The organism is Mesorhizobium sp. M2A.F.Ca.ET.046.03.2.1 (assembly GCF_003952425.1).
In the GTDB taxonomy this organism is placed as follows: domain Bacteria; phylum Pseudomonadota; class Alphaproteobacteria; order Rhizobiales; family Rhizobiaceae; genus Mesorhizobium.
Genome location: NZ_CP034449.1, coordinates 2,631,763 through 2,656,325, shown reverse-complemented (window position 1 = coordinate 2,656,325; position 24,563 = coordinate 2,631,763). Strand labels below are relative to the sequence as shown.

The following is a 24,563-nucleotide window of genomic DNA, read 5'->3' as shown; positions in this document are numbered from 1 at the left end:
AGTTTGTACACATGCAATTTTTCCATCCTTCGGAACGGGATGGATTAGCCGCCTTATCGCTGGTCAAGACTGAAAAAACAGGGGAACCGACATGGCTGACAAGAACGGATTTTTCGATCTCTCCAAGACGACGCTGTCGCGCCGCACCGCGCTGAAGGGCATCGCCGCCGGCGCGGGCCTTGCGCTGGCGCCCGGCTTCGTCCGCTACAGCCAGGCGCAGAGCTCGGCGCCGATCAAGATCGGCTTCCAGTCGCATCGCACCGGCATCGGGGCCGCCTATGGCCGCTGGTACGAGAAGACAAGTGCTGCCGCCGTCAAGGCGATCAACGACGCCGGCGGCATCAGCGGCCGCAAGGTCGAGCTGGTGATCGAGGACGACGGCACCGATCCGGCGCGCGGCGCCGAGGTGGTCAACAAATTCGCCAAGCAGCACAAGACCGATATCGTCTTCGGCACCTTGTTCTCGCATGTGGTGATCGGCTCGGCGCCCGCCGCCGGCGAGAACAAGATCCCCTATTTCGTGGTCAGCGAAGGCCATCACGTCGCCTCGACCAAACTCAACCGCTACGTCTTCCAGCCCGGCATCACCGACGTGAAGAGCCAGATCCAGTCCATGGCGCCGTGGATCGCGGCGAACGCCGGCAAGAAGGTGACGCAGATCTTCCCCGACTTTGCCTTCGGCTACGACCATCGCGACTACCTGCCGCCGGCGCTGAAGGCGCAAGGCGCCGACGTCATCGCCCAGATCGCCATCCCGCCGACGGAATCGTCCTTCACCAAATACTTCCCGCAGATCCCGGCCGAGACCGAGGTGATCTACCACGTCATGGTCGGCCCTGCGGTGCTCACCTTCGTCAAGGAGCTCGGCGAGTTCTACGGTTCGCAAAGGCCGCAGCTTTTCGGCTTCATGGATTCGCTCGAGGCCGTCGACATCAACAGCCCCGGCCTCGAATTCCTCGACGGCAGCCATTTCTGGGAAGGCTCGCCGCGCTACGCGCAGCCCGATGATTCCGCCGCGCAGAAAGCCTATCGCGCCGCCGTCGGCATCGACGACAATGGCGCCGCGGTCGGCGATCCCAAGGACATCTCCACCGCCTCGCACATGTTCGGCTGCTGGGAAACGCTCTACGTGGTCAAGAAGGCGATGGAAGATGCCGGCTACAAGGGACCGGAGGACCGCGCCAAGCTGGTCGAGGCGACCGAGGCGCTGAAGGAATTCGCCGAGGGACCGGAACATCCGCAGGGCCCGAAGACCTTCAACGGCAAGATCCACCAGTGTTTCGGCATCCAGAACATCTCCAAGGTCGAAGGCGGCAAGCTCAAGGTCGTGCACAAGACCAAGATCGAGGACGGCCTCTACGAGCCGGAAGGGGATTACACGACGCAGGCGCTGTAGGTTCATTCCAACCAGCGTGAGCGCCCAGGCCCCCCTCTCTGTCCTGCCGGACATCTTCCCCTCAAGGGGGGAGATCAGCTGTTATTTCCGCTTTCGCCAATCGCTCAGGCCGGCAGGTGGGCGCCTTCGCAGGAACTGCCAATCTCCCCCCTGCCCGGCAGGGCAGAGAGGGGGGTCTCGCGCCTCCGTTGGCAAATAATCCATGCATTTCGGACCCCACCTCCTCCTCGCCGCCCTTGAAGGCCTGGTCACCTCCGCCGTGCTGGCGCTGACGGCGCTCGGCCTGTCGCTGGTGTTCGGCGTCATGCGCATCGTCAATGTCGCTCACGGCGAGTTCTTCATGCTGGGCGCGGTGCTCGCCTGGGCGGTCTCGACGGCGATTTCCGGCCATCCGGCGGTAGGCTTCGTCGCAGCACTCGTGGTCGCGCCCTTGCTCGTTGGGCTGGTCGCATTCCTCGCCGAATGGCTGGTGCTGCGGCGGCTGAACTACAATCCCGAAAGCACCATCGTCGCCACCATCGGCATGCTCTACATCATCCAGCAGCTGGCGCTCACCTTCTACGGTCCAGAGGCGCGCCCGGTCGAGCCGCCTTTCAGCTACCGCATCCTTCTGCCCTGGTTCGGCTATTCCGGCTACAAGCTCTCGGTGGTCGCCGCTTCCGCTTTCCTGCTCGTGATCACCTGGCTGGTGCTGACGCGCACGAAGATCGGCCTGATCATGCGCGCCACCCAATATGATCGCGAGACGGCGCAGGCCTTCGGCATTCCTGTCGAGCGCGTCTATGCCGGCGTCTTCGCCATAGGCGCCATGCTGGCGGCGATCGCCGCGGTGCTGATCGTGCCGATCAGCCAGGCGCATTATCTGATGGGACAGGACCCGCTGCTTCTGTCCTTCATCGTCGTCATCATCGGTGGCCTGGGATCGCTCCGCGGAACCGTGGTCGCTGCCGTCCTGATCGGCCTCTCCGACGGCATCATCTCGATGTTCTTCTCGCCGACGCTCGCCAAGATCATCGCCACGCTGGTGGTCGCCATGGTGCTGGTGTTCCGCCCGCAAGGCCTGTTCGGAACCGCGCCGCGATGAGGGATGCTTCGCCGGCAAAGACCTATGCCCTGCATATCGGCGTCATCGCGCTTTTGTTCGCGCTGAACTTCGTCCTGCCGGATTACCATCAGGGTCTGTTTGCTCGAATCATGGTACTGGCGGTCTTCGCCATGGGCTACAATCTGCTCTTCGGCTATGTCGGCCTGCTCAGCCTCGGCCACGCCATGTTCTTCTCGGCCGGCCTCTATGGCGCGGGCCTGACCGTCTACCATATCGGCTGGGGCGTGCCGGAAGCCTTCGTCGCCGGCGTCGCCTGTGGCGCGCTGCTCGCCCTGGTTATCGGCCTGCTGGCGCTGCGCACCTCGGGCGTGGCGTTCATGATCGTCACCATGATGTTCGCTCAGGTCTTCTATCTGCTCATCCTCTATTTCGCCGCCTGGACCGGCGGCGACCAGGGGCTGGTCATCCAGCAGGCATCGCGGGTGATTTCGATCGGCGGCGCATCCCTCGACCTGACCAACCCGACGGTGCGCTACATGGGCGCGCTGGCGCTGCTCTCGGTCGTGCTGCTCATCGCGCTCGCCCTTGTCCGCTCCCGCTTCGGCCGTGTGCTGGTCGCCATCCGAGAAAACGAAGAGCGCACGAAGATGCTTGGCTATGACACGGTCGCCAACAAGCTCATCGCTGTCGTCGCCTCCGGCGCCATCTGCGCCGCGTCTGGCGCCACCTATGCGCTGCTGTTCGGCTATGTCGGATCGAATTTCGCGTCGATCCAGTATTCGATCCTGCCGCTGCTCTGGGTGCTGCTTGGCGGCGCCGCGACCACGCTCGGGCCGCTCATCGGCACCCTGTTCATGTACTATGTCACCGACATCACCAGCGGCTTCACCTCGGCCTATCTGCTGATCGTCGGCGTCGCGCTCATCCTGCTCGTCCTGTTTGCCCCAAAGGGCATCATGGGCAGCATCCGCGAGCGCTGGCTGGGGTGGCTGCCATGATGCCGTTGCTCACCACCAAGGGTCTTTCGCGCCAGTTCGGCGGCCTGCGCGCCGTCGACGGCGTCGACTTCGCGCTGATGCCGGGCGAGATCCGCGCCGTCATTGGCCCGAACGGCGCCGGCAAGACGACTTTCGTCAGCCTGCTCTCGGGCCGCATCCGGCCATCGTCGGGTGCCGTTGTCTTCGACGGCGTGGACATCACCGCCATGCCGGCCTACCAACGGGTCAGGCTCGGCGTCGCCTACACCTTCCAGATCACCAGCGTCTTCGCCAACCTCACGGTCTTCGACAATGTCGCGCTGCCGGTGCAGCGCACGCTGACGGACGGCCGCACCAAGGGGCAGGTCAGGACCGGCGTCATGGCGGCGCTGGAGCGCACCGGACTTGCCGACCGCGCCGGCACGCTGGCCGCGCATCTTTCCTACGGCCATCAGCGTCTGCTCGAAGTGGCGATGGGCCTGGCGCTGAAGCCGCGTTTGCTGATCCTCGACGAGCCTACACAGGGCCTGGCCGACAGCGAGATCGACAATTTCATCACGCTGGTGCGCGGGATCGCCAGGGACGCGACGGTGCTTCTGATCGAGCACAACATGCCGGTCGTCATGGGACTCGCCGACCGCATCACCGTCTTCAATTCAGGCAAGATCCTTGCGGAAGGCACGCCGGGCGAGATCCGCGCCAACACACAAGTCCAGGACGCCTATCTCGGAGCGACCCATGGCTGATACGGAATTGCTCACCATTGCCGGCCTCGATTGCTTCTATGGCGGGGTGCAGGTGCTCTACGGCCTCGACCTCGTCCTCAACAAGGGCGAGGTGCTGTGCCTGTTCGGCCGCAACGGCGCCGGCAAGACGACGACGCTGAAGGCCATCATGGGGCTGGTCCCGGCGGCCGCCGGCTCGATCAAGCTGGATGGCAAGGAACTGACCGGCCTCGCCGCGCATGACGTGCCGAAGGCTGGCGTCGCCTATGTGCCGCAGGGCAGGCGCCTGTTCGCCGAGATGAGCGTGGCGGAAAACATCGAGATCGGCTTGATGGCGCGCGGCAAGGGCAAGCAGACGCGCGAGAACGTCCTCGATCTCTTCCCGCTGCTACGCGAGCGGCTGAAGCAGCGTTCAGGCACGCTCTCCGGTGGCGAGCAGCAGATGCTGGCCATGGCCCGCGCGCTCTGCCTCGAGCCGCACGTGCTGTTGCTGGACGAGCCGACCGAGGGCCTGATGCCGTCGATGATCGCCAGGATCCGCGAGACGGTGGCCAAGCTGCGCGAGCTCGGCGTCTCCACCATCCTGGTCGAGCAGCGCGTCGACGCCGTGCTGTCGGTCGCTGATCGGGTTTGCTTCATCGAGAACGGCCGCAACCGCGAGACGGTGGACGTCGAAGCGCTGCGGGCGGATCCCTCGGCGGTGCGAAGATATGTTGGAGTGGGCTGAGGATTACCCTCCCCCTTTGTGGGGAGGGTCGCTGCGAAGCAGCGGGGACGGGGCAGCGCCGACCCCCACCCGGACCTGCAGTCCGACCTCCCCACAAGGGGGAGGTAAGGCTCCGCGCCGCTTCAGAAAAGCAAAAACCCGGCAATCAAGAATGTCGGGATCAGCACAAGGCCGGACCACGCCATATAGCCGAAGAAGCCCGGCATCTTGAAGCCGCGATGCCTGGCGATGGCGAAGACCATGAAGTTGGGTGCGTTGCCGATATAGGTGTTGGCGCCCATGAACACCGCTCCCGCCGAGATCGCGGCCAGCGTCGAGGCTGCCTCAGTCATCAGGTGCTGGGCATCACCGCCGGCAAGCTCGAAGAACACCAGATAGGTCGGCGCGTTGTCGAGGAAGGAAGACAGCGCCCCGGTCAGCCAGAAATAGGCCAGATCGTTGGGCTGGCCGTCAGCGGAGGTGACGAGCGCCACCAGCGGCGCCAGTGCGCCGTAATGGCCGGCCCGCAGGATGGCGATGACCGGCACGATGCAGATGAAGATGCCGGCAAACAATTTCGCCACCTCGGCGATCGGCCCCCAGGTGAAGCCGTTGGCCTCGCGATGGCTCTTGTACGAGACCTTCAAGGACAGGAAGGCCAGCACCAGGATGATGACGTCGCGCACCAGGTTCTGCAACTCGAGGCTGACGCCAAGGATTGGGATGCTGACGCCCGGCTTCCAGCTCGCCGAAAGCAGGATCGCGCCGATCACGCCGGCGAGCAGCGGCAGGTTGGCGAGCCCGCGCAGGCGCACCTTTGTATCGGGCGTCGGGTCCTTGATCTTCGGCATGCCGGCCTCGCGGCGATGCAGGACCAGATCGATCGCCAGGAACACCGCCAGCACCAGCCCGCCGACAAAAAGCGTGTCCGGCAGGATGTGCACTGTCGTCCAGAAGAAATCCACGCCGCGCAGGAAGCCGACGAACAGCGGCGGATCGCCGAGCGGCGTCAGCGAGCCGCCGATGTTGGAGACCAGGAAGATGAAGAAGATCACCACATGGGCGTTGAACGGCCGGTTGTCGTTGGCGCGCAGCATCGGCCGGATTAGGATCATCGAGGCGCCGGTCGTGCCGATGACCGAGGCAAGCAGCGCGCCGATGAGCAGCAGCCCGGCATTGGTGAGCGGCGTGCCGTGGATGTTGCCGGCGAGCAGGATGCCGCCCGAGATGGTGTAGAGCGCGAACAGCAGGATGATGAAGGACATGTATTCGCTGAGCAGCGTGTGCAGCACGGCCTCGCCTGCCGTCGGTATGCCGAAAGCGACGGCCAGCGGGACCACCGCCAGCGCTGCCCAGCCGGCGGCGATCTTGCCGTAATGATGTTCCCACAGGTGATGAAAGAGCAGCGGTCCGGTCGCGATCGACAGCAGCAGGCCGGCAAAGGGCAGTCCCCACCATAGCGACATGGCGGCGCCGGGCAGTTCATGGATTTCGGCGGCCAGCGCCTGCCCTGGGAGCAGCAGCGCTATGGCGAGCGCCGCGAATGGAAAAATCATCCGGCCGCGGCGCGTTTTCCCTTCTCCCCTTGTGGGAGAAGGTGGATCGGCGCGATAGCGCCGAGACGGATGAGGGGTGTTCCAGCGGAGTGAGACGCCGGCTTTCCCTGGAGCACCCCTCATCCGTCGCCTTCGGCGACACCTTCTCCCACAAGGGGAGAAGGGGGAACCCGCTTTCCGGCGCCGCAAACCAGCTATCTCCTCTCCCCTCGGGGAGAGGTCGGATTGCCCCGAATTGCCCTTCGCAATTCGGCTGGCAATCCGGGTGAGGGGGCCTTTCCCCACGGTCCGGTCAATCCGCCGAGTGGTCTTCGAGCGTCACGCCGGCTTCGCGCATGCGCTTCAGCATCGCCTCCACCGAGCCGTTGAGGTCGATGCCGCGGCAGGCGTCGAGCCGGACTGTCGTCTTGAAACCCTGCTTCACCGCGTCGAGCGCCGAGAAGGCAACGCAGAAATCGGTGGCGAGCCCGACCAGTGTGATCGTGTCGATGCCGCGCTCCTTGAGGTAGCCGCCAAGGCCGGTCGGTGTCTTATGGTCGTTCTCGAAGAACGCCGAATAGGAGTCGATCGCTGTGCGGAACCCCTTGCGGAGCACCAGCTCGGCCTTGGTCCAGGCGAGCCCGGAATGGAAATCGGAACCGAGGCTGCCCTGGATGCAATGGTCCGGCCACAGCGTCTGCGGCCCATAAGGCATCTCGATGGTTTCAAACGGCTGCTTGCCCGGATGGCTGGAGGCGAAGCTCGAATGTCCGGCCGGGTGCCAGTCCTGCGTCAGGATCACGTGGTCGGTCCGCCGGATCAAGTCATTGACCAAAGGCACGATCTCGTCGCCGCCGGCCACCGCCAGCGCGCCGCCTGGACAAAAATCGTTCTGCAGGTCGATGACGATCAGCGCTTCGTCGGCCATGCGGCTTCCCTCTCGTTTGGGCCCCCCTGGTATCGGCTTGAGGCTCCAGTCCAAAGCCGCTGACGCGACCGGACACGGAACCTTGACCAGATGGGCGGCGGCGTCAACCTCCGGCACCATAACAATCGCGTTCAGGTCCTTGCCCTGCCAACTCCGGCTTTGACAATTCCGAACGGCCTGATATCATTTGCATACGAATGAATTTGACCGGTCTGGATACCGGCGGAAAGTCCCAGGGCAAGGCGCTTTGGGCGGGCCAATCGGGGACGGCTCGTTTCTGGGAAGGTTCTGGAAGGCAGAGCGTGATCCGTTACGCGAAACCCACCACGGTCGACGAGGCGCTCGCGCTGCTTGGCGAGGATCGCTGGCGCATTCTCGCCGGCGGCACCGATTTCTACCCCGCCCAGGGCGCAAGACCCTTCCGCGACAACATACTCGACATCAACGGTCTCGCCGAACTGCGCGGCATCGAAGAGACGGACGAAAACTGGCGGATCGGTGCCCGCACCACCTGGACCGATATTGTCCGTCACCCACTCCCGCCCGCCTTCGACGCGCTGAAATCGGCCGCGCGCGAAGTCGGCTCGGTCCAGATCCAGAACGTCGCCTCGATTGCCGGCAATCTCTGCAACGCCTCGCCCGCCGCCGACGGCGTGCCGGCGCTGCTTGCGCTCGACGCCGATGTCGAATTGCGGTCGGCGAAAGCCCCCCGTCATCTGCCGCTCGACGCGTTCATACTTGGCAATCGCCGCACGGCGCTGCAGCCAGGCGAGATGGTCACAGCCATCCGCGTGCCGAAGCGTTCCGCGGTCGGCACCTCGGCCTTCGTCAAGCTCGGCGCCCGTCGCTACCTCGTCATCTCGATCGCCATGACTGCGGCGCGGCTCGTGGTCGAGAATGGCGTCGTCGCCGAAGCGGCGATCGCGGTCGGATCCTGCTCCGCGGTCGCCCGCCGCCTCGCAGGCGTCGAGGCGGTCCTGCGCGGGCGTCCGATCGGTGAGGCGCTTGCCGACGCGGTGCTGTCGGCGCCGTTCGATGAATTGTCGCCGATCGCCGATGTGCGCGGCAGCGCCGAGTATCGGGAGCAAGCGGCGCGCGAGATCGTCGTCCGCGCCGTGCGCTCTGCAATTGGCCTCGACCAAGGCAAGGTGGCCGCATGAGCATGGTCCACCCCGGCATGGCACAGTCAGGCGTGGCCCAGTCCGGCATCGAGCGCGCCGACATTGCTTTCGAGGTCAACGGCGCCGCCGTCCGGGTATCCGTGCCGCCGGTGCGGCGCCTGTCGCAGGTGTTGCGCGACGAGTTGCGGCTGACCGGCACCAAGGTCGGCTGCGACGCCGGCGATTGCGGCGCCTGCACGGTGCTGGTCGACGGCGATCCGGTCTGCGCCTGCCTTGTGCCGGCGGCGTCCGTCACCGGCGCTTCCGTGACCACTGTCGAAGGTCTTGCCAATGGCAGGCTTTCGGCGCTGCAGGCCTCCTTCCTCGACCATGGCGCCGCGCAATGCGGCATCTGCACGCCCGGCCTGCTGGTCGCGGCCACCGCGCTTTTGGAGCGCAACCCGACACCCAGCGAGGCCGAAACGCAGGATGCGCTGGGCGGCGTGCTCTGCCGCTGCACCGGCTATCGAAAAATCGTCGCTGCGGTGATGCAGGCCTCGCGGCACATGAACGGCATAGACCTTCGCCAGCCGGACGTGGGCCACGCGGTCGGCGCCTCGCCGATCCGCCTCGACGGCGTGCCGAAGGTCAATGGCACCGAGAAATTCGGCGGCGATTCCTTCCCGGTTGATGCTTTGTCGGTGCTGGTGGTCCGCTCGCCGCATTATCATGCCGGCTTTGCCTTCGGCGACCTTGATGCCTGGGTCGAAGCGCATCCCGGCATTGCCGGGGTGTTCACCGCCGCCGACATTCCCGGCAAGAACTGCTTCGGCGTCATTGGCCCCTTTGCCGACCAGCCGGCGCTGGCCGAAGGCTTTGTCCGCCTGCGCGGCGAGGCTGTGGCGCTGGTGGCCGGCGAGCGTGAGGCGATCCTCGATCTCGACCTGACGGATTTTCCGATCTCCTGGACCGAATTGCCGCATGTGCTGCAGCCGCGCGAGGCGAAGGCCGATGGCGCCGCGCTGATCCACCAGCACCGCCCGGCAAACCTGCTGACCTCCGGCTATGTCGAACGCGGCGATCCGGAACGAGCGCTCGCCGGCGCGACGGTCACGGCATCCGGCGCCATCGAAACCTCTTTCGTCGAGCACGCCTATATCGAGCCGGAAGCCGGCTATGCGTACATCGATGGCGACACGCTGGTCGTCGTCGCCTGCACCCAGGCGCCCTATATGGACCGCGACGACACGGCCAAGGTGCTCGGGCTTGCCGTCGACAAGGTCCGCATCGTGCCAACCGCCACCGGCGGCGGCTTCGGCTCGAAGCTCGATGTCTCGCTGCAGCCGCTGATCGGCCTTGTGGCGATGAAGACCGGCCGCCCGGCGGCGCTTGCCTACACCCGCAATGAATCGATGATGTCGACCACCAAGCGCCATCCGGCCGAAATGAAGGCGACCATCGGCGCCGACGCCGAGGGCCGTATCACCGGCATGGTCTTCGAGGGCGATTTCAACACCGGGGCTTACGCCAGCTGGGGGCCGACAGTGGCCAATCGCGTGCCGGTGCACGCCTCCGGCCCCTATGCCACGCCGAACTACCGCGCCACCGGCTACGCCATCCACACCAACGGCCCGATCGCTGGCGCCTTCCGTGGCTTCGGTGTGCCGCAGGCCACCATAATGCAGGAAACGCTCTATGACGAGCTTGCCGGAAAACTTGGGATGGATCGGCTCGATTTTCGGCTGAAGAACTGCCTGCGCGACGGCTGCGAGACGGTCACCGGCCAGCGCCTGGAATCGGGCGTCGGCATCGGCGAATGCCTGGAGCAGCTTCAGCCGCATTGGGCGCGTGCGCTCGCCGACGCGGAAGCCTTCAACGCCGCCAATTCGGCAAGCGGGCGCGGCGTCGGCGTCGCCTCCTGCTGGTATGGCTGCGGCAACACTTCGCTGCCCAATCCCTCCACCATCAAGGTCGGCATCTCGGCCTCCGGCGAGGTGATCCTGCACCAGGGCGCCGTCGATGTCGGCCAGGGCTCCAACACGGTGATCACCCAGATCTGCGCCGACGCCCTCGGCCTGCCGCTGGACAGGTTCAAGCTGAAGAGCGCCGACACCGCCATCACGCCCGACGCCGGCAAAACATCCGCCTCGCGCCAGACTTTTGTAACGGGCAAGGCGGCGGAGAAGGCGGGCCGCGCCTTGCGCGAAAAGATCCTGCGCTACGCCAACGTCTCGGGCGAAGCGACGATCATGCTCGACGGCGACAGCCTCTCCATCCGCGAAGGCGATGCCGCGCGGCGCATCGATCTTGCGGCGCTGAAGGCCGATGCAGACGGTCTCGTCTTCGCCGCCGAGGAAACCTATGACCCGCCCACACTGCCGCTCGACGCCAAGGGGCAAGGCAAACCCTATGCCGTCTATGGCTATGGCGCGCAGATCGCCGAGCTCGAGGTCGATCTCAAGCTGGGCACCGTGAAGCTCATCAAGATCACCGCCGCGCATGATGTCGGCAAGGCGATCAATCCCGTGCTGGTCGAAGGCCAGATCGAGGGCGGCATCGCGCAGGGCATCGGCATGGCGCTGATGGAGGAATACATCCCCGGCCGCACCGAGAATTTGCACGATTACCTCATCCCGACCATCGGAGACGTGCCGCCGGTCGAGCACATATTGGTCGAGGTTCCGGATCCGGAAGGACCCTTCGGCGCCAAGGGCCTTGGCGAGCATGTGCTGATCCCCACCGCGCCGGCGATCCTCAATGCCATCCGCCATGCCACAGGCGTCCTGGTCACCAAGGTGCCGGCGACGCCGAGCCGCATCCTGGCGGCGATCCGCGAGAAGGAGGCGCGCCGATGAGCGAGCTTGCCGAACGTTTCGAAACCCATGATCCCGGCGAGAAGCAGGTGGCGGAGAAGATCCGCTGCGATGCCTGTCCGGTCATGTGCTACATCGCCGACGGACGCACCGGCGCCTGCGACCGCTACGGCAATGTCGGCGGCCGCATCGTGCGCATGGATCCGCTAACCATCCTCGACCATGCCGCCGAGACCGGCGGCGCGGTCGTGCCTTTCGTTGCCGAGGGCGAGGCCTGGAACGGCGAGCTGGTCAACACCGGAAGGCGCTTCGTCACCGCGATCGGCGCCGGAACCACCTATCCGGACTACAAGCCGGCGCCCTTCATCGTCAGCCAGGAGGTCGAGGGCGTCGATCTCGTCACCGTCGTCACCGAAGGAATATTCTCCTACTGCGGCGTCAAGGTGAAGATCGACACCGACCGCCATATCGGCGACGAGTCGGCAATCGTGCGCTCGCAAGGCGAGGCGATCGGCCATGTCACCACAGGCGAATACGGCTCGCAGATGCTGTCGCTAGGCGGCGTCCATCATTTGACCGGCGGCTCCAAGCAGGAAGGCCGCGCCACTTGCGACGCGCTGCTTAACCTCTGCAACCGCAAGCCGGTCGAGCTCACCATCGACGGCGGCGCCACGGTGATCGTCGAAGCCGGCAAATCGCCGGTCATCGACGGCAAGGTCGAGCACCGCATGCGCGTCGGCTGCGGCTCGGCCACCATCGGCATGTTCGCCACGCAATGGCGCGGTCTCGTCGACGAAGTCGTTGTGGTCGACGACCACATCACCGGCGTCGTCTCGGAGCATCAGGCCGGCAAGGTGCTGGGCTGGGAAGACACCGGCATAAAGATCATCGGCCGCCGTTCGACGCCCGGCCGTTATTTCAAGGTGTCTGAGCCCGGCCTCGGCTGGGGCGGCACGACGATTTCCGACCCGCTGTCGATCCTCGGCGACTGGAACGCCAAGAAGGGCGCGCGCCCCGGCCTGTCGCTGCTGATGGTGTCGACCACCGGCGAGCAGTTCGCCTATTACGAGCTGGACGACGAGCTGAAGCCGGTCCAAAAACCGTTTCCGGAGCGGCTGCAGAAGTCGGTCGGCCTGATCGAGGACAATTGCGAGCCGGCGCTCTGCACCGTTCTCTTCATCGGCGGCGCCGGCGGCTCGCTGCGCGCCGGCGTCACCGAAAACCCCGTCAACCTCACGCGCTCGGTGCAGGGCTTGAGGACCTACGTGACGGTGGGCGGCGCGCCGGTCTATGTCTGGCCGGGCGGCGGCATCACGCTGATGGTCGACGTCACCCGCGTGCCGGAAGGCGCCTTCGGCTATGTGCCGACGCCGGCTCTGGTCGCGCCGATCGAGTTCACCATGCGCCGCGACGATTATGTCCGGCTGGGCGGCTATGAGAATGAGATCCGAGGCGTCGAGGATATCCTCGCCAAGGGCGGCGAGTATCTCAACCCACGCCGCGGCACAGGCGCGCCGGCCAACAACCCTGGCCGCCCCTGGCGCAGCTGCGGCGCGCGGCGGCGAACGGTGCCGGCTGATGAACGGCCCGCAGGCGCATTGGCTTGCCGACGGCCGGCGGCTCCATCTCAACCATGGGCCGATCGATCTCATCGTCGAGGCCTTCGGTTCTGACGACGAACGTCGCGCCGCCTACCAGCAGGCGGTCACGCGCTTCCAGATGATCCTGATCGAACTGGTCGAGGAGCTGCCCGAGTTGCGCCTGCCAGCCTTCTTCCTGGCGCCGCGCGATTTCGCCGGCCCGACGGCGCGCCGCATGGAAGCAGCCGTCATGCCATTGGCGGAATGCTTCATCACCCCGATGGCCGCCGTTGCCGGTTCAGTAGCCGACGAAATTCTTGCCGCAATGCTCGCCGGCCGCCGGCTCGACCGCGCTTATGTCAACAATGGCGGCGATTGCGCCCTCTATCTCGGCAGGGACCAGTCGATGACGGTGGCGATTGCCGGCACCGGCAATGGCATGGCCGATCGCGTCGGCATCCGCGCCGAGGATGGCGTGCGCGGTGTTGCCACCAGCGGCTGGCGCGGCCGCTCGTTTTCGTTCGGCATCGCCGATGCCGTCACCGTTCTCGCTCCGACCGGCGCCGAGGCGGATGCGGCGGCGACGCTGATTGCCAACGCCGTCGACCTGCCCGGTCACCCTGCCATCGCGCGCGTTCCGGCGCGCGACCTGGCGCCCGACAGCGATCTTGGAGAGCAACTGGTGACGCAGAGCGTCGGCGCGCTTTCGCCGGGCGACATTGCCCAGGCGCTGGACAAGGGCCTCGCCGTCGCCGAAGATTTTCGCCGGCGCGGCCTGGTCGCCGCCTCGGCGCTGTTTCTGGCGGGGAAGGCCCGCATCAGCGGCGCGATAGCGCTCGCCGCGCCCAACAAGCATGCACAGGAGGAATTTGCCGATGCCTGAGTTTCCGATCCGCAAGGTCGCGGTGCTGACCGAGGAGATTTTCCACGACGGCGGCCCCGTCGCCCAACAGCCGCGCCTTCGCGCGGCGGCTCTCGCAGTGGTCAAGAACCCTTTCGCCGGGCGCTATGTGGAAGAGCTGCAGGGCGCGATGGAGGACCTGAAGCCGCTGGGCCTCCTGCTTTCAGACAGGCTGATCGCGGCGCTCGGCGGCGACGTGAAGAAGATCGACGGTTACGGCAAGGGCGCCATCGTCGGCACGGCAGGAGAGCTGGAGCACGGCGCGCTCTGGCATGTGCCGGGCGGCTACTCCATGCGCGAGCGGCTCGGCGACGCCAAGGCGATCGTGCCGTCGGCCAAGAAGGTCGGCGCTTTCGGCTCGCGCCTCGACGTGCCGCTCGGCCACATCAACGCCGCCTATGTGCGCAGCCATTTCGACGCCATGGAGGTCGGCATCAGCGACGGCCCGCGCCCCGACGAGATCCTGTTCTGCCTCGCCATGACCTGCGGCCCGCGCGTCCATAACCGCATGGGCGGGCTGGCGGCCGAGGACATCAAGGCATGGGATGGCCTCAGATGAGCGGCGAGGACAATCTGCTGCGGCTGGTCGAGGCCGAGGACGGCGACGAGAACAACTACCATCTGCAGGATCAGGTCGGCTTCATCCTGCGCAAGGCGCATCAGCGCCATGTGTCGATCTTCGCCTCGCATATCAGCGACCTGACGCCGCCGCAATTCGCCGCTCTGGCCAAGCTCTACGACATCGGCGAGACCTCCCAGAACCAGCTGGGAACGCTGATCGCCATGGACGCCGCCACCGTGAAGGGCGTCATCGACCGGCTGAAGGCGCGCGGGCTGGTCGAGGTCTCCAAGCATGAGGTCGACAAGAGGCGGCTGCTGGTCAATCTGACGCCGGAAGGCCGCGAGGCCATTGAGCGGCTGATCCCGCTTGCCCGCAGAATTACAGAGGAAACGCTGGCGCCGCTGACCGCCAAGGAGGCCGCGACGTTCCTGCGGCTGTTGGCGAAGCTGGCCTGATCGGATGGGTTCGGACCTTTGCCACGCTTACGGCGAAACCCTTTCAGCGCGACGCGCTTTAGCCGTGTTTTCGGAAATGCGGGCCGACCACCGCCAGATCGTGGCGACCAGCGCTATCGAGACATAGCCGTCTATCGCGTAGTGCCAGCCCGTATAGACGGAGCCGAATAGGATCAGCGCGGCAAACGCCCATGCCGCTGCCCCGAATCCGCGATTGAGCCGTGTGACGTAGAAGGCATTCAACGTCGCAACGGCCACATGCATGCTGGGCATTGCCGATATCCCTGTGCCGAAGTCGGCCGTTCGCTCGGTGTAGCTCTTTAGCAGGTAATCGGAGAACAGCGTCATGTGCTGGCTGTAGGGATAGAGCCGAAGCGCCTCGTGGAGATCGGTGAAGCGGCTGCCGCCGACGAAGCGGTCATAAAAGATCGGGCCGACGGAAGACAGCAACGTCGCCAGGATCGTGCCGATCACCACCGTCGTCAGCGCCAGCGCCACAAGGTAACGGAGATGGACCGGCTGTCTGGCATGGAAGGCGGCAAGGAACGCCAACGCGAACCACTCGAGGAACCATAGCTGGCTGTAGGTTTTCTCGACCAGCCAGGACAGCGTCGCTGCATCGATCGAATGGGCAATCCGCCAGGGCGCGATGCCATGCAGGAATTCGTCGATATCGGCCACCGCCCTGTCGCCGTAGAAGGGCACGACATTGGGGATGTTCAGCTTGTAGGTGGTGAAGGCGGAGAGACCCAACACGAAGACGCCGACGACGAGCGCCGCTTGCCGACCCCGCGAGCGGAGGAAGCCGATGATGCCATGAAGTGGCTGTTGGGGAGAGGCCATCACCCCAGCTGGAATGGCGATGGCGAGGGCGACCATCCAGCCGGTCAAGACGAGCGTCGAAAGATAGGCGTTGGCCATAGCGATGAAGATCGTTGGCCAAATCAGCATCGCGCTGGCGATGTAGCAAAGACAAAACAGCAGCAGAATGCGGGAGACAACTGCGAGGCCGCCGGGCGGAACAGCGTTGGAGCTGGCCTGGGTGCTGGCCTCCATTTGCTCCGCGACGCTCATGATCCTCTCCCGATCGTGTCGGGAGTACACCTACCGTCCTCGAATTAAGATACGATTGATCAGGCGCTTAAAGATTAGCTATGACGGTATATCGGCGGGCGCGAATCCGAACATCTCCCGCGCCTGCTCAGGTGTGTAGTAGCCGAGCCGGACATCCTCCGCGACCAGCCTCGTGTCGCGCTCGCGTGGATCGCCATAGCCGCCGCCGCCCGGCGTGCCGACGCGCACGCGGTCGCCGGCCTTGAGCGCGATGTCCTGTTCCTTGGAAAGATGCGGCGGCACATGCGCTTCGCTGCCCCGGAACACGGTCACGCTGTTCGGTGCGCCGTCCTTGCCGCCGAGCGCGCCCTGCGGGCCGAAGCGGCCGTGGTCCATGACGAAGGATGCGCGGGCCTCGCCGCGCAGGATCTCGACCTCATAGGCGAGACCGAAGCCGCCGCGATGTTTGCCGGCGCCGCCTGAGCCTTCGCGCAGCGCGTAATGCCGGTAAAGCACCGGAAAAGCCTGCTCCATGATCTCGACCGGCGGCGACTTCGAAATACCGATGGTCGAGCAGCCATTGCTCAAGCCGTCATGGCCGGCATTGCCGCCATAGCCGCCGCCGGAGATCTGGTACATGATATAGTCGCGGCCGCGCGCCGGATCGTTGCCGCCGAGCGCGAAATTGCCGCTGGAGCCGGCGGGCGCCGCCGTCACCTTCTTGGGCAGCGCCTGCACCATCGCCGCGAATACCGCTTCCGCGATGCGCTGTGATACTTCGGCAGCGCAGCCCGACACGGGCCGAGGATATTTGGCGTCGAGGAACGTGCCCTCCGGCCGCTTGACTTTCAGCGGCTCGAAGGCGCCGGCGCTGATCGGCACCTCCGGAAAAATATGCCGCATGGCGAGGTAGACGGACGACAAGGTCGTCGCCAGCACGCTGTTCATCGGCCCGGCGCAGGGTTTTGAAGAGCCGGCAAAGTCGAAGGTCAGTGTATCGCCCTGTTTCTCGACGGCCAGATTGATGGTCAACGGCTCGTTCACCACGCCGTCGGAATCGACGAAGGCCTGCGAGCGGTAGACGCCGTCGGGGATGACGGCGATCGAAGAGCGCATCTGCTCGGCGGCGCGGCGGCGCAGTTCCGCGATCGCTTCGACTGCGGTTTCGTCACCGTAACGATCGAGGATTTCATTGAGCCTGTCCTGGCCGATCAGTAGCGCCGCGGCCTGCGCGCGGATATCGCCGATACGCTGGTCGGCGACGCGGATGTTCGAGCAGATGATGGCGTAGATCTCGGGATCGAGCACGCCCTTCTTGAACAGTTTCACCGGCGGCAGCCGCAGGCCCTCCTGCTCGACGGCGGTGGCCGAGGCCGAAAAGCCGCCGGGCACCGAGCCGCCGATATCCGGCCAATGTCCAGTGTTGGAAAGCCAGCAAAAGATTTTTCCGCCGCGATAGACCGGCATGACGAAGCGCACATCCATCAGATGCGTGCCGCCGAGATAGGGGTCGTTGACGATGTAGATGTCACCGGGCTCAGGAGCCAGGCAACGGCCGTCGGCGATCATCTCGATCACCGTCCTGGTCGAATACTGCATCACGCCGACGAACACCGGCAGGCCCTGGCTGCCTTGCGCGATCAGCGAACCGTCGACGGCCGAATAGATGCCGTCCGAGCGGTCATTGGCTTCGGCGATGACTGGCGAGAAGGCGGCGCGGGAAAAGGTCAGATCCATCTCGTCGCAGACCTGCTGCAGCGCCGCCTGCAGCACCGAAAGCGTGATCGTGTCGAGCTTTGCCATCTCAAGCCTCGCCGATGTCGATGATGATGTTGCCGTCCGCGTCCGATCGCGCCTGGTCGCCGGGTTCGAGCACCGTGGTGGCGTCCATCTGTTCCAGGATCGCCGGTCCTTCGATCACGGCATCAAACGGCAGTTTTTCGCGGGCATAGACCGGCGTGTCGTGCCAGGTGCCATGATACCAGACCGGGCGGATCTCGCGCCGCGCCTCCTCCAGCGTTGCCGCGCGGCCCGCAGGGTCGATCAGCCGCGACAGGTCGATCTGCGGCCGCACGCCGGTAACCGAGGTGTTTAGGTTGACGAGATTGGCGCGGATTTCCGGCAGCTCGACCTTGAAGCGGGCGAAATAGGCCTTCTCGAACAGAAGCTGCAGCGTTTCTCGTGAAACCGAAGAGGAGGGCAGCGGCACGTTGATGATATGCGTCTGGCCGACGAACTGCATGTCGGCGGAATGCGTGACGCGGATCGCGTCCGGCTTCACCGCTTCCTTGGCGATCAGCGCCTCGCCTTCGTTACGGTGCCGTTCCAATACCCCGCGAAGCGCAGCTTCGTCGAGGCTCGCCACGGGTTGGTTGATCGTGTTGACGAAGTCGTGCCGCAGGTCCGCGACGACGCAGCCGAGCGCATTGGTGATCCCCGGCCGTGCCGGCACCAGCACGCGCGGCAGGCCGAGCTCGCGGGCAAGCGCCGTCGCATGCAGCGGGCCGGCGCCGCCAAAGGCGAACAGCGCGAAATCGCGTGGATCATGGCCGCGCGACACCGAGACCATGCGTATGGCGCCGGCCATCTTCATGTTGCCGAGCCGAAGCACCGCGCCGGCCGCTTCTACGCCGGAGAGCCCGGTGTGCTTGCCGATCTTGTCCTCGAAAATGCCGGTGACACGCTCGACGGTGACCGGATTGTCGACCGCCAGCAACTTCTTCGGCGCCAGGCGTCCCAGCACCAGATTGGCGTCGGTGATGGTTGGCTCGACGCCGCCGCGCCCGTAGCAGATCGGGCCGGGATTGGCGCCGGCGCTTTCCGGGCCGATCTGGATCAGCCCGGCCGCGTCGACACGCGCGGTCGAGCCGCCGCCGGCGCCCACCGTGTGCACCGCCACCATCGGCACATGGATCGGCATCGCATATTCGATCTCGATCTCGTTCGACACGGCGGGCTCGGCATTGTGGATCAGCGCCACGTCGGTCGAGGTGCCGCCCATGTCGTAGGTGACGAGATTGCCGAAGCCGGCGCGCTTGCCCGTATAGGCGGCGGCGATGACGCCGGAAGCCGGGCCGGACATCACGGTCTTGGCCGATTCCAGCGTGACGAAGCGGGCCGAGATCATGCCGCCATTGCCGTTCATGATCAGGAAGTCGCGGGCATAGCCCTTCGCGCCAAGCTCCTTGCGCAGCCGCTCGACATAACGCTCCAGGATCGGCTGCACCGAGGCGTTGACGGCGGCCGTCACGCCTCGCTCGAACTCGCGCGCTTCCGAAAGCAGCGCATGCCCGGTGGTGATGTGGCCGTTCGGCCAAAGCTCCGCCGCGATTTCGGCGGCGCGCCGCTCATGCGCCGGGTTGGCGTAGGAGTGCAGGAAGTGGATGACGAGCGACTCGCAGCCGGCGTCGAGCAGCTTCTTCACCGCATCGCGCATCTCGGCTTCGTCGAGTTGAATGCGCACCGCGCCCGAAGCCTCGATCCGCTCCGACACTTCGAGCCGAAGGTCGCGGGGAATGACGGGGACAAAAGTGCCGGTCATGCCATAGGCCTGCGGCCTGGTGCGGCGGCCAAGCTCGATCACGTCGCGAAAGCCGCGCGTGGTGATCATGCCGGTCCGCGCCAGGCGGCGTTCCAGCACGGCGTTGGTGGTGGTCGTCGTGCCATGCACGATGAGGTCGATGCCGTCGATCGGAAAGCCGGTGGCGCCAAGGGCGGCGACCACGCCGAAGGCCTGGTTTTCGACAGTCGTCGGGGTCTTGGCGATATGGACCTTGCCGCCCGCCTTGCCGTCGATCAAAAGCAGGTCGGTGAAGGTTCCGCCGACGTCGATGCCTGCTACGACGCTTCCCGCGGACGCCGAAAAATTCTCAATCATTGCCGAAACCCGAAATAGCAGGACTACGGATATGCCTTGGTTTGGAAAGGCATTTTACGTCGCCATCTTGACCTCGAGATCATTTGTATACTAATAAGTTTCGGACACAAGAGCTTACCGCTTGGCAATGTGCAGCGGGCACGTCGGAACCTGACCGTTCGGACGCGCAGGAGAAAGTTTGGCGCCCAGTGCGTTTGTCTGGGCCGGAAAGTTGGGTTTGATGAACACATCCGCGTTGAACACCGCCGGCGCAAGGCCGCTGCAGTTCCCGATCCCGGCCAATGTCTACGCCGAGACCGTGGTGTCGGTGAAGCATTACACCGACCGGCTGTTCTCCTTCCGCATCACCCGCCCGCAGTCGCTGCGTTTCCGCTCCGGCGAGTTCGTCATGATCGGCCTGCCCAATGCCGAGAAGCCGATCTTCCGCGCCTACTCGGTCGCCAGCCCCGCCTGGGACGACGAGCTGGAATTCTTCTCGATCAAGGTCCCGGACGGCCCGCTTACCTCCGAGCTGCAGAAGATCCAGGTCGGCGACACCGTCATCATGCGCCAGAAGGCGACCGGCACGCTGGTGCTCGACGCGCTGACGCCCGCCAAGCGGGTGTTCATGATCTCGACCGGCACCGGCATCGCGCCTTTCGCCAGCCTGCTGCGCGATCCCGACACCTATGAGAAGTTCGACCAGGTGATCCTTACCCACACCTGCCGCGACATTGCCGAGCTCACTTACGGCCAGGAACTGGTGGCGGCGCTCGAAAGCGATCCTCTGATCGGCGAGCTGACCGCCGGCCGCGTCACGCTCTACAATTCGACGACGCGCGAGGAATCGGCGCGCATGGGCCGCATCACCGCGCTGATCGGCTCCGGAAAATTCTATTCCGATCTCGGCATCGACAAGCTCAATCCCGAGACCGATCGCATCATGATCTGCGGCTCGATGCACATGCTGAAGGACGTCAAGGAACTCGCCGAAAGCCTCGACTTCCAGGAGGGCTCCTTGAGCCATCCGGCCAGCTTCGTCGTCGAGCGCGCCTTCGTCGGCTGAGGCGCCTCAATTTGACCATACGGTCAAAAATCTACTGCCTCGACGGCCTTTTTCCGCTATGAGCCTTTGAAAGACTCGTGAAGCATCGCTTCACGGGCTATCCTTCGGCGTAAGCAGCTGAATGAAAGGGCAGGAGATGAGCACGATCCGCGAAGCAGGTGCGGGAGCTTCCAAGGTGATGCCGCTGCCGGCGCGTGCCGCCGCCAACACGCCGCTGCCGCTGGAACATGGCATTGCCCGCAATCCCGGCATGAAGCTCGATCTCGGCTTCCTGGAATCGGTGCGCAGCGTCAACCGTTCGGCGCTGGAGCGCCGTGTCGCGACGCTGACCAAGCGGCGCTCGATCAAGGCCGACAACCAGGCCGCCTGGCTGCTGCGGGCCCTCGCCTGCATGGACCTCACCACGCTGAATTCCAATGACACGGACGAGCGCGTGCGCCGGCTCTGCGCCAAGGCGATCAATCCGCTGCGCCGCGACATCGTCGAGGGTCTCGGCATCTCGGGCGAAACCATCCGTCCGGCGGCGGTCTGCGTCTATCATCCCTTTGTCGCCACCGCGGTCGACGCTGTGCGCGGCACCGGCATCCATGTCGCCGCCGTCTCCACCGCCTTCCCGCACGGCCTTGCGCCGCTGTCGACCCGCCTGCAGGAGATCGAGGCTTCGGTGAAGGACGGCGCCGACGAGATCGACGTCGTCATTCCGCGCGGCCTGGTCTACGGCGCCAAATGGCGCGAGCTGTTCAACGAGATCGTCGCCATGCGCACGGCCTGCGGCGATGCGCATCTGAAAGTCATCCTCGGCACCGGCGATCTCGCCACTTTGCGTAATGTCATGCTTGCCTCCATGGTCGCGATGATGGCGGGCGCGGATTTCATCAAGACCTCGACCGGCAAGGAGAGCGTCAACGCCACGCTCCCCGTCGGCCTCACCATGGTGCGCGCCATCCGCGCCTATTTCGAGGAGACCGGTTATCTCATCGGCTTCAAGCCGGCCGGCGGCATTTCCACCGCCAAGGTCGCGCTCGATTGGCTGGTGCTGATGAAGGAAGAGCTCGGCCGGCCGTGGCTGGAGCCGGACCTGTTCCGCTTCGGCGCGTCGAGCCTGCTCACCGACATCGAACGCCAGCTCGAGCATCATTTGACGGGCCATTACTCGGCCAACCATCGCCACGCGATGGCCTAGGCTCCCACCCTCCCCCTTGGGGGGAGGGTCGCCGCGCAGCGGCGGGGTGGGGGTAGTAAAACCAAAATAGCCTATCCAATGAACCGAACCATCAACCGTTTACCCCCACCCCGATCGGCTTTGCCGATCGACCCTCCCCACAAGGGGGAGGGTAAAGGAGGCGTCCCATGAACATCCTCGAACGCTATCACGCCATGGAATACGGTCCGGCGCCGGAAGCCCGCAACGAGGCCGATGCCTGGCTCGCCGGTTGCGATTTTTCCAAGGCGCTGTTCATCGACGGCGCCTGGAAAGCGGCGGCCGGCGGCAAGATTTTCGAGACCAGCGAGCCGTCCTCCGGCAAGCTGCTTGCGAAGGTCTCGGATGCCGGCGCGGCCGACATCGATGCCGCGGTTACCGCCGCCGCCAAGGCGCTGCCAAAATGGTCGGCTTCCTCCGGCTACGCCCGCGCAAAAATCCTCTACGCCATCGGCCGCGCCATGCAGCGCCACCAGCGCCTGTTTGCGGTGCTGGAATCGATCGACAACGGCAAACCGATCCGCGAAAGCCGTGACATCGACGTGCCGCTGGCGATCCGCCATTTCATCCATCATGCCGGCTGGGCGCAGACGCTCGAGAAGGATTTTCCCGACCATAAGCCGGTCGGCGTCGTCGGCCAGGTCATTCCGTGGAACTTCCCGCTGCTGATGCTGGCCTGGAAGATCGCGCCGGCTCTGGCCGCCGGCTGCACGGTGGTGCTGAAGCCGGCCGAGTTCACGCCGCTCACCGCGATCCTGTTTGCCGAGATCTGCGAGCGAGCCGGCGTGCCGAGGGGTGTTGTCAACATCGTCCAGGGCGGGCCTGAGGCGGGCGCGGCCATCGTCAATCATCCCGGCGTGCAGAAGATCGCCTTCACCGGCTCATCGGAAGTCGGCAAGATCATCCGCAAGGCGACCGCCGGCTCAGGGAAAAAACTGTCGCTGGAACTCGGCGGCAAATCGGCCTTCATCGTCTTCGAGGATGCCGATCTCGACAGCGCCGTGGAGGGTCTGGTCGACGGCATCTGGTTCAACCAGGGCCAGGTCTGCTGCGCCGGCTCGCGCCTCCTGGTGCAGGAGGGTATCGCCGAGGCCTTCATCGCCAAGGTCAAGGTCAGGATGAGCCGGCTGCGCGTCGGCAGCCCGCTCGACAAGAACGCCGATATCGGCCCGCTTGTCGACCGCACCCAGCTCGACCGCGTCAAGGGCTTGATCGCCGAGGGCGCGAAGCAGGGCGCCGTATGCTGGCAGCCGGACGCCGCTTTGCCGTCCTCCGGCTATTATCACCTGCCGACGCTGGCGACGTCTGTTTCGCCGGCTAATATTCTCGCGCAGGAAGAGGTGTTCGGTCCGGTGCTGGCGACCATGACCTTCCGCAACACCGAGGAAGCGATCGAGCTTGCCAACAACACGCGCTACGGCCTTGCCGCTTCCGTGTGGAGCGAGAACGTTAATCTGGCCCTGCATGTCGCGCCGCAGTTGAAGGCCGGCGTCGTCTGGGTCAACGGCACCAACATGTTCGACGCCGCCTGCGGCTTCGGCGGCTATCGCGAAAGCGGCTTCGGCCGTGAAGGTGGCCGCGAAGGCATGTTCGAATATCTGGCGGCAAAGCTTCCCATTGGCCCGGCCATCAAGCCGTCGGCCCCCGGGTCCGCCCAGCCGGTCGAACAGGCCGACGGCACGGCCATCGACCGCACCGCAAAGCTGTTCATCGGCGGCAAGCAGGTGCGGCCGGACGGCAACTATTCTCTGGCCGTCGCCACCGCCAAGGGCAAGCTTGCCGGCGAAGTCGGTCTCGGCAACCGCAAGGATATCCGCGATGCCGTGGCCGCAGCCCGCGCCTGCAAGGCCTGGCCGGATGCGACCGCTTACAACCGCAGCCAGGTTCTCTATTATTTCGCCGAGAACTTGTCCGGCCGCGCCGACGAGTTCGCCGCGCGCCTTGTTCAGCTGACGGGCGTTACGGCCAAGGCTGCGCGCGAGGAGGTCGAGCAGTCGATCGAGCGGCTGTTCCTCTATGCCGGCCTCGCCGACAAGTTCGAGGGCCGCGTCCATCAGCCGCCGGCCCGTGTCGTGACGCTTGCGTTGCATGAGCCGGTCGGCGTCGTGGGCATCGTTGCGCCGGACAACCAGCCGCTGCTCAACTTCATCTCGCTGATCGCCCCGGCGCTCGCCATGGGCAACACGGTGGTCGCGGTTCCGTCGGAGCGGCATCCGCTTTTGGCCACCGACCTCTACCAGGTGATCGAATATTCCGACTTGCCTGCCGGCGCGATCAACATCGTCACCGGCCGCAGCGCCGAGCTTGCCGGTGTGCTGGCCAAGCATGACGATGTCGACGGGCTCTGGCTGTTCGCCGATGCCGACACCTGCGCCAAGGCGGAGGCGGATTCCATCGGCAACCTCAAGCGCGTCTGGACCGGCAATGGCCGCACGCTCGATTGGACGTCGAGCGAGGCGGCCGGCGAGCCCTTCCTGCGCCGGGCCATTGAGGTCAAGAACGTCTGGGTGCCTTACGGCGACTGAGGCGTTCCGCCGAGGCACCGCGCGACGGAACCATTTCAGCCGCTGTCGCGAAGGTGATCGCCTTCGGGCTTGACGCTCGGGCGCGTGTTCTTTAACGAGAAAAAACATCTTTATCTGTGAAATGGAAATCTGACCGCAC

The 24,563-nt window shown here is 65.4% G+C and carries 18 protein-coding genes and 1 pseudogene; 14 read left to right on the top strand and 5 right to left on the bottom strand.

Annotated features, from left to right (window positions below; genetic code table 11):
• Positions 1 to 91: 91 nt before the first annotated feature.
• From EJ072_RS12530 to EJ072_RS12505, 5 genes are all read left to right on the top strand, one after another.
• Positions 92 to 1,396: an ABC transporter substrate-binding protein gene (locus EJ072_RS12530; protein WP_126079979.1), complete on the top strand. Its 1,305-nt coding sequence runs from the start codon at positions 92 to 94 to the stop codon at positions 1,394 to 1,396.
• A gap of 202 nt (positions 1,397 to 1,598) precedes the next feature.
• On the top strand, positions 1,599 to 2,480 hold the full coding sequence (locus EJ072_RS12520; protein ID WP_126079978.1) for a branched-chain amino acid ABC transporter permease: 882 nt from the start codon (positions 1,599 to 1,601) through the stop codon (positions 2,478 to 2,480).
• Positions 2,477 to 3,439: a branched-chain amino acid ABC transporter permease gene (locus EJ072_RS12515; RefSeq protein WP_126079977.1), complete on the top strand. Its 963-nt coding sequence runs from the start codon at positions 2,477 to 2,479 to the stop codon at positions 3,437 to 3,439. Before EJ072_RS12520 ends, EJ072_RS12515 begins: the two co-directional genes overlap by 4 nt.
• Positions 3,436 to 4,164, top strand: a complete 729-nt coding sequence (locus EJ072_RS12510; protein WP_126079976.1) for an ABC transporter ATP-binding protein — start codon at positions 3,436 to 3,438, stop codon at positions 4,162 to 4,164. The genes EJ072_RS12515 and EJ072_RS12510 overlap by 4 nt, the downstream gene beginning before the upstream one ends.
• Positions 4,157 to 4,870: an ABC transporter ATP-binding protein gene (locus tag EJ072_RS12505; protein WP_126079975.1), complete on the top strand. Its 714-nt coding sequence runs from the start codon at positions 4,157 to 4,159 to the stop codon at positions 4,868 to 4,870. Before EJ072_RS12510 ends, EJ072_RS12505 begins: the two co-directional genes overlap by 8 nt.
• 122 nt (positions 4,871 to 4,992) lie before the next feature.
• Here the strand turns inward: EJ072_RS12505 and EJ072_RS12500 are convergent, their stop codons facing one another.
• Positions 4,993 to 6,405: a sodium:proton antiporter gene (locus tag EJ072_RS12500; RefSeq protein WP_126079974.1), complete on the bottom strand. Its 1,413-nt coding sequence runs from the start codon at positions 6,403 to 6,405 to the stop codon at positions 4,993 to 4,995.
• A 292-nt stretch (positions 6,406 to 6,697) separates the two neighbouring features.
• Positions 6,698 to 7,312, bottom strand: a complete 615-nt coding sequence (pncA, locus tag EJ072_RS12495; protein ID WP_126079973.1) for a bifunctional nicotinamidase/pyrazinamidase — start codon at positions 7,310 to 7,312, stop codon at positions 6,698 to 6,700.
• 302 nt (positions 7,313 to 7,614) lie between these two features.
• Here pncA and EJ072_RS12490 point away from each other — a divergent pair, with 302 nt between their 5' ends.
• The 6 genes and pseudogenes from EJ072_RS12490 to EJ072_RS12465 all read left to right on the top strand — a co-directional run bounded on the left by EJ072_RS12490 (position 7,615) and on the right by EJ072_RS12465 (position 14,723).
• The gene (locus EJ072_RS12490) at positions 7,615 to 8,472 is read left to right on the top strand and encodes a xanthine dehydrogenase family protein subunit M (protein WP_126079972.1); all 858 of its coding nucleotides are present in this window, start codon (positions 7,615 to 7,617) and stop codon (positions 8,470 to 8,472) included.
• Positions 8,469 to 11,267: a molybdopterin-dependent oxidoreductase gene (locus tag EJ072_RS12485; protein WP_126079971.1), complete on the top strand. Its 2,799-nt coding sequence runs from the start codon at positions 8,469 to 8,471 to the stop codon at positions 11,265 to 11,267. The genes EJ072_RS12490 and EJ072_RS12485 overlap by 4 nt, the downstream gene beginning before the upstream one ends.
• Positions 11,264 to 12,804, top strand: a pseudogene (locus tag EJ072_RS12480) (6-hydroxynicotinate reductase). The gene EJ072_RS12485 and the pseudogene EJ072_RS12480 overlap by 4 nt, the downstream one beginning before the upstream one ends.
• Positions 12,804 to 13,688: a UPF0280 family protein gene (locus tag EJ072_RS12475; protein ID WP_126079970.1), complete on the top strand. Its 885-nt coding sequence runs from the start codon at positions 12,804 to 12,806 to the stop codon at positions 13,686 to 13,688. Before EJ072_RS12480 ends, EJ072_RS12475 begins: the two are co-directional and overlap by 1 nt.
• The gene (locus EJ072_RS12470) at positions 13,681 to 14,265 is read left to right on the top strand and encodes an amino acid synthesis family protein (RefSeq protein ID WP_126079969.1); all 585 of its coding nucleotides are present in this window, start codon (positions 13,681 to 13,683) and stop codon (positions 14,263 to 14,265) included. The genes EJ072_RS12475 and EJ072_RS12470 overlap by 8 nt, the downstream gene beginning before the upstream one ends.
• Entirely contained in the window at positions 14,262 to 14,723 is a 462-nt protein-coding gene (locus tag EJ072_RS12465) for a MarR family transcriptional regulator (protein ID WP_126079968.1), read from the top strand. Before EJ072_RS12470 ends, EJ072_RS12465 begins: the two co-directional genes overlap by 4 nt.
• A gap of 27 nt (positions 14,724 to 14,750) precedes the next feature.
• On the opposite strand, the gene EJ072_RS12460 is transcribed toward EJ072_RS12465, so the two are convergent.
• From EJ072_RS12460 to EJ072_RS12450, 3 genes are all read right to left on the bottom strand, one after another.
• On the bottom strand, positions 14,751 to 15,797 hold the full coding sequence (locus EJ072_RS12460) for a phosphatase PAP2 family protein (RefSeq protein ID WP_126079967.1): 1,047 nt from the start codon (positions 15,795 to 15,797) through the stop codon (positions 14,751 to 14,753).
• A gap of 78 nt (positions 15,798 to 15,875) precedes the next feature.
• Positions 15,876 to 17,579 (bottom strand): hydantoinase B/oxoprolinase family protein, encoded by a 1,704-nt coding sequence (locus EJ072_RS12455; RefSeq protein ID WP_126079966.1) that lies wholly within the window; start codon positions 17,577 to 17,579, stop codon positions 15,876 to 15,878.
• Between the two features lies 1 nt (position 17,580).
• Entirely contained in the window at positions 17,581 to 19,653 is a 2,073-nt protein-coding gene (locus tag EJ072_RS12450; RefSeq protein WP_126079965.1) for a hydantoinase/oxoprolinase family protein, read from the bottom strand.
• A 220-nt stretch (positions 19,654 to 19,873) separates the two neighbouring features.
• Between EJ072_RS12450 and EJ072_RS12445 the strand changes: the two genes are divergently transcribed.
• The 3 genes from EJ072_RS12445 to EJ072_RS12435 all read left to right on the top strand — a co-directional run bounded on the left by EJ072_RS12445 (position 19,874) and on the right by EJ072_RS12435 (position 24,424).
• The gene (locus EJ072_RS12445) at positions 19,874 to 20,698 is read left to right on the top strand and encodes a ferredoxin--NADP reductase (RefSeq protein WP_126079964.1); all 825 of its coding nucleotides are present in this window, start codon (positions 19,874 to 19,876) and stop codon (positions 20,696 to 20,698) included.
• Positions 20,699 to 20,834: 136 nt separating this feature from the next.
• On the top strand, positions 20,835 to 21,881 hold the full coding sequence (deoC, locus tag EJ072_RS12440; RefSeq protein WP_126079963.1) for a deoxyribose-phosphate aldolase: 1,047 nt from the start codon (positions 20,835 to 20,837) through the stop codon (positions 21,879 to 21,881).
• A 167-nt stretch (positions 21,882 to 22,048) separates the two neighbouring features.
• Positions 22,049 to 24,424: an aldehyde dehydrogenase family protein gene (locus tag EJ072_RS12435; protein ID WP_126079962.1), complete on the top strand. Its 2,376-nt coding sequence runs from the start codon at positions 22,049 to 22,051 to the stop codon at positions 24,422 to 24,424.
• Positions 24,425 to 24,563: the final 139 nt, after the last annotated feature.

What these genes read in the sequence shown, in the direction of transcription:
- pncA (WP_126079973.1), bottom strand. Translation starts at nt 7,312, where the DNA reads ATGGCCGACGAAGCGCTGATCGTCATCGACCTGCAGAACGATTTTTGT.
- EJ072_RS12470 (WP_126079969.1), top strand. Translation starts at nt 13,681, where the DNA reads ATGCCTGAGTTTCCGATCCGCAAGGTCGCGGTGCTGACCGAGGAGATT.
- EJ072_RS12465 (WP_126079968.1), top strand. Translation starts at nt 14,262, where the DNA reads ATGAGCGGCGAGGACAATCTGCTGCGGCTGGTCGAGGCCGAGGACGGC.
- EJ072_RS12505 (WP_126079975.1), top strand. Translation starts at nt 4,157, where the DNA reads ATGGCTGATACGGAATTGCTCACCATTGCCGGCCTCGATTGCTTCTAT.
- EJ072_RS12515 (WP_126079977.1), top strand. Translation starts at nt 2,477, where the DNA reads ATGAGGGATGCTTCGCCGGCAAAGACCTATGCCCTGCATATCGGCGTC.
- EJ072_RS12530 (WP_126079979.1), top strand. Translation starts at nt 92, where the DNA reads ATGGCTGACAAGAACGGATTTTTCGATCTCTCCAAGACGACGCTGTCG.
- EJ072_RS12475 (WP_126079970.1), top strand. Translation starts at nt 12,804, where the DNA reads ATGAACGGCCCGCAGGCGCATTGGCTTGCCGACGGCCGGCGGCTCCAT.
- EJ072_RS12445 (WP_126079964.1), top strand. Translation starts at nt 19,874, where the DNA reads ATGAACACATCCGCGTTGAACACCGCCGGCGCAAGGCCGCTGCAGTTC.
- EJ072_RS12450 (WP_126079965.1), bottom strand. Translation starts at nt 19,653, where the DNA reads ATGATTGAGAATTTTTCGGCGTCCGCGGGAAGCGTCGTAGCAGGCATC.
- EJ072_RS12520 (WP_126079978.1), top strand. Translation starts at nt 1,599, where the DNA reads ATGCATTTCGGACCCCACCTCCTCCTCGCCGCCCTTGAAGGCCTGGTC.
- EJ072_RS12455 (WP_126079966.1), bottom strand. Translation starts at nt 17,579, where the DNA reads ATGGCAAAGCTCGACACGATCACGCTTTCGGTGCTGCAGGCGGCGCTG.
- EJ072_RS12500 (WP_126079974.1), bottom strand. Translation starts at nt 6,405, where the DNA reads ATGATTTTTCCATTCGCGGCGCTCGCCATAGCGCTGCTGCTCCCAGGG.
- EJ072_RS12510 (WP_126079976.1), top strand. Translation starts at nt 3,436, where the DNA reads ATGATGCCGTTGCTCACCACCAAGGGTCTTTCGCGCCAGTTCGGCGGC.
- EJ072_RS12485 (WP_126079971.1), top strand. Translation starts at nt 8,469, where the DNA reads ATGAGCATGGTCCACCCCGGCATGGCACAGTCAGGCGTGGCCCAGTCC.
- EJ072_RS12435 (WP_126079962.1), top strand. Translation starts at nt 22,049, where the DNA reads ATGAACATCCTCGAACGCTATCACGCCATGGAATACGGTCCGGCGCCG.
- deoC (WP_126079963.1), top strand. Translation starts at nt 20,835, where the DNA reads ATGAGCACGATCCGCGAAGCAGGTGCGGGAGCTTCCAAGGTGATGCCG.
- EJ072_RS12460 (WP_126079967.1), bottom strand. Translation starts at nt 15,797, where the DNA reads ATGAGCGTCGCGGAGCAAATGGAGGCCAGCACCCAGGCCAGCTCCAAC.